This window comes from Pantoea sp. CTOTU49201 (assembly GCF_032054795.1).
Lineage (GTDB): Bacteria > Pseudomonadota > Gammaproteobacteria > Enterobacterales > Enterobacteriaceae > Pantoea > Pantoea symbiotica.
The window spans coordinates 1-4,446 of sequence record NZ_DAMBSA010000086.1 but is presented as its reverse complement, the minus strand read 5'-3'; the positions used below and the strand labels follow the sequence as shown (position 1 = coordinate 4,446).

Annotated in this window: 3 protein-coding genes and 1 pseudogene; 2 read left to right on the top strand and 2 right to left on the bottom strand. The window is 53.6% G+C overall.

The genetic code is table 11. The features are described from left to right. Positions 1–499, bottom strand: a pseudogene (gene btuF, locus RTY00_RS08580) (vitamin B12 ABC transporter substrate-binding protein BtuF); the annotation flags it as partial. Positions 500–536: 37 nt separating this feature from the next. After that, positions 537–1,235, bottom strand: a complete 699-nt coding sequence (mtnN, locus tag RTY00_RS08575) for a 5'-methylthioadenosine/S-adenosylhomocysteine nucleosidase (protein WP_008108495.1) — start codon at positions 1,233–1,235, stop codon at positions 537–539. Positions 1,236–1,332: 97 nt separating this feature from the next. Between mtnN and dgt the strand changes: the two genes are divergently transcribed. Together dgt and degP are read left to right on the top strand one after the other, a co-directional pair. Next, the gene (gene dgt / locus RTY00_RS08570) at positions 1,333–2,826 is read left to right on the top strand and encodes a dGTPase (RefSeq protein WP_312664124.1); all 1,494 of its coding nucleotides are present in this window, start codon (positions 1,333–1,335) and stop codon (positions 2,824–2,826) included. A gap of 136 nt (positions 2,827–2,962) precedes the next feature. Next, positions 2,963–4,411: a serine endoprotease DegP gene (degP, locus tag RTY00_RS08565; RefSeq protein WP_154192928.1), complete on the top strand. Its 1,449-nt coding sequence runs from the start codon at positions 2,963–2,965 to the stop codon at positions 4,409–4,411. Positions 4,412–4,446 lie beyond the last annotated feature (35 nt).

Below are 4,446 nucleotides of genomic sequence, written 5' to 3'. Positions count from 1 at the left end.
CGCCGCACAGTTCAATCACCTGGTTTTGCATGGTGTTGCGCGAAGCGGTAAACAGCGGTTGCTGACCAAACTGCAAAAACAGCGGGATCGGCGTGCTTTGCTGATACTGCTTGCGCAGCGCCGCTTCCTGCGCGCGTAATGTCTGCGCTGCGTCAATCGCTTGCTGTGGCTGCGGGCTCCAGCGCTGTAACGCCGCCAGCGCATCGATCATTTGATCAATGGTTTGCGGATCGATCCACTCAACCTTAATCCCGAAACGTTGCAGCTGTTCGATTTGTCGCTGCGGATTACCGCCACGCCATGCCAGCACCACATCCGGCTTGAGCTGCAGAATGCGTTCTACTTTGATGCCTTGCCAGTTCGCGACCTGTTCCAGCGCGTTAGCCTGCGCGGGATAATCGGAGAAGGCGCTGACGGCCAGCGGCGTAATGCCCGCGGCGAAGGCCAGTTCGGTCAGATGGGGCGAAAGCGTAATAACGCGCGGCGCGGCGGCGAACAGGCTGTTGCACAGCAGCAACAGCCCAAGCAGCAGGATTTTAGCCACGCGCCAGCTGAACCAGCAGGTTTTCTACCATCAGTGAAGACTGTTTTGCCGCAACGCTTAGGAACTCGTCAAAGCTCAGGTGTGATTCCTGATCGGCGACGTCAGAAATCGCGCGCACCACCACAAAAGGCACCTTGAACTGATGGCAAACGTGTCCGATCGCGGTCGCTTCCATCTCCACCGCAATCGCCTGCGGGAAGGTGGTGCGGATACGCGCCAGCGGTGCCGCGCCGTTGATAAAGGCATCGCCGCTCACTACCAAACCGCGTACCGCGTTGAGGTCGAGCTGCTTGATAACCCGCTCAGCGGCGGCAATCAGTTTGTCATCTGCCACGAAAGCCGCGGGGCAACCGGCCATCTGGCCTGGCTCGTAACCGAAGGCGGTGACGTCGGCGTCGTGATAGCGCACTTCATCGGACACCACGATATCGCCCACTTTCAGCGTGGGCGCCAATCCGCCAGCAGAACCGGTGTTGATCACCACATCCGGCTTGCATAGCTGGAGCAACAAGGTTGTGCCGAGCGCGGCAGCCACTTTACCGATGCCTGATTTCAGCAGCGCTACTTCAACACCGTTCAGCGTGCCGGTGTAAATTTCGCAGCCGGCCAGCGTCAGTGTCTGGCGGTTTTCGATTTTGTCACGCAGCAGAGTAACTTCCTGCTCCATCGCGCCAATAATGCCTACTTTCATAAGAATCTCGCTAATTTAATGGATGTAACCCGCAAAAGTGAGGCATAGTCTAACATGGCTGATTGAGGAAGAATTCACGAAAAAATAAGGGGTAATTATGGCGACGATCAATTTCAGGAAGAAGATCAGTTTCACCCGCCCTTATACCAGCCGCAAAGATCCCGAAGGGGAATACTTTATTACCCGCCACTTTGAAAGCGATCGCGGACGTATTATTAACTCCGCCGCGATTCGTCGACTGCAACAGAAAACCCAGGTATTCCCGCTGGAGCGCAACGCGGCGGTGCGTTCGCGTTTGACACACTCGCTGGAAGTACAGCAAACCGGGCGATATATCACCAAAGAGATTCTGCAAGCGCTGAAAATTCAAGGCGGCGGCCTGGCGAATTATGGACTGGATGAGTTCGAAGGTGCCTTCGAAAGCCTGATTGAGATGGCCTGTTTGCTGCACGATGTTGGCAATCCGCCGTTTGGTCACTTTGGTGAGGCGGCGATAAATGACTGGTTCGACGATAATCTGCCTGCCGAGCTCGTCGATCCGCTGGTGGCGGGCGTTGCCGATGAGGTGGAGCGCGCTGCTTTTGACCAGTTAAATGCAATGATTCGTCAAGATTTATGCCATTTCGAAGGCAACGCTCAGGCGATTCGTTTGGTGCACACGCTGCTGCAACTCAATCTCAGCTATGCGCAGGTCGCCTGTATTTTGAAATATACCGCACCCGCATGGTGGCAAGGCGATAAACCGGCTGAATTTAGCGTATTAATGAAAAAGCCGGGCTTCTATTTATCCGAGCGTGAATATGTGGCTGAGTTACGCGAAGCGACGAATATAAAACAGCACCATCGTTTTCCTCTCACCTGGATAATGGAAGCCGCCGACGATATCTCTTATTGCATTGCCGATCTGGATGACGCCGTAGAAAAAGACATCTTCCATGTTGAAACGCTGTATAAGCATTTACTCGATGCCTGGGGCACGGTAAAAACCGGCGATGTTTTCAGCCGCACCATCGGCGATGCCTGGAAAGAGGCTAATCAGAAAAAACGCCGCAGTATCAGCGATCAATTCTTTATGTCGCTGCGGGTTAACGTGCAAAACGTGCTGGTTAGCCATGCGGTTAAGCGTTTCATCGACAACTTGCCGGCTATTTTCGAAGGCGATTTTAATCATGCTTTACTGGAAGATGATGGCGAAGAAGGGCGCTTGCTGAAACTGTTTAAAACGGTGGCGCGTCAGCAGGTGTTTAATCATCCTGAAGTTGAACAACTGGAATTGCAGGGTTATCGGGTGATTAAAGGTCTGCTCGAAATATATCAGTCATTGCTGTTGCTGGATTACGAGCAATTTACCACTTTGATGAACGAGGATTTTCTGGCAAAGCATCCAATTGAAACCCGGCTGTTTCATAAGCTTTCCGGCAAACATCGCAAAGCCTATCAGCAACACATGCGTTCATTAATTGTTGAGCATAAATATCAGCGCCTATTGTGGGAACGTTATTATCGTGCGCGTCTGATTCAGGACTACATTAGCGGGATGACGGACAATTATGCCTGGGATGAATATCGTCGTTTAATGGCGGTTGAATAAGCGCAGAATTGTAAAGACGAAGAACAATTTTTTACCTTTGCCTAAAACTTTATTAGGAACTTCGCGCTAAAAACTTAATCTCACCATCACGACCACAGCAATGGTCTGGCCGTAATTCTTAGAGAGACACAGATAAATGAAAAAAAACACAATTATGCTGGCGTTGGCGCTGAGTTTCGGCGCGACGGCGTTGAGCCCTGTGAGTGTATTTGCCGCAGAGACCGCTTCTTCTTCCAGCCAGCAGTTGCCAAGCCTGGCACCGATGCTGGAAAAAGTCATGCCGTCCGTGGTGAGTATCAGCGTGGAAGGCACGACGACGGTTAAAACACCGCGTATGCCACAGCAGTTCCAGCAATTCTTTGGTGATAATTCTCCGTTCTGTCAGGACGGTTCACCGTTCCAGAGTTCGCCAATGTGCCAAAACGGCGCGGGCGGTGACGGCGGCGGCGCGGATGGCGGTGCTAACGCGCAGAAACAGCAGTTCCGTGCGCTCGGTTCTGGCGTGGTGATTAACGCGGATAAAGGCTATGTGGTAACTAACAACCACGTGGTGGATAACGCGACCAAAATTCAGGTTCAGCTCAGCGATGGCCGTCGCTACGATGCCAAAGTAATTGGTAAAGATCCGCAGTCAGATATCGCGCTGATTCAGCTGCAGGATGCGAAAAACCTCACCGCAATCAAAATTGCCGACTCTGACAACCTGCGCGTCGGTGATTACACCGTGGCGATCGGTAACCCGTACGGCCTCGGCGAAACCGTGACCTCGGGGATTGTTTCAGCGCTGGGCCGTAGCGGTCTAAACGTTGAAAACTATGAAAACTTCATCCAGACCGATGCGGCGATCAACCGGGGTAACTCCGGCGGCGCGTTGGTTAACCTTAACGGTGAGCTGATCGGGATTAACACCGCGATTCTGGCGCCGGACGGCGGCAACATCGGTATCGGCTTTGCGATCCCAAGTTCAATGGTGAAAAACCTTACCGCGCAGATGGTGGAGTACGGTCAGGTGAAACGCGGCGAGCTGGGCATTATGGGCACCGAGCTGAACTCTGAGCTGGCAAAAGCGATGAAAGTCGATGCGCAGCGCGGCGCCTTTGTTAGCCAGGTGCTGCCGAATTCCGCTGCGGCGAAAGCCGGCGTGAAAGCGGGTGACGTAGTGGTGTCGATGAACGGTAAAGCGCTGACCAGCTTCGCGGCGCTGCGTGCAGAAGTCGGCTCGCTGCCGGTCGGCACCAAACTGCAGCTGGGTCTGCTGCGCGATGGCAAACCGGTGAACGTCACGGTTGAACTGCAGCAGAGCTCGCAGGATAAAGTGCAGTCCGCCACCATTTACACCGGCATTGAAGGTGCCGATCTCAGCAATATCGATACTAACGGCCAGAAAGGCGTGCGTGTCGATAGCGTTAAACCGGGCAGCGCAGCGGCGCGTATCGGTCTGAAGAAAGGTGACGTGATTCTGGGCGTGAACCAGCAAGCCGTGGCTAACCTTGGCGAGCTGCGTAAAGTGCTTGATACCAAACCTTCGGTGCTGGCACTGAACGTACAGCGCGGTGACAGCAGTTTGTATCTGCTGATGCAGTAAGTTTCAGGTTGTTGATAACAGGCGAGCTTCGGCTC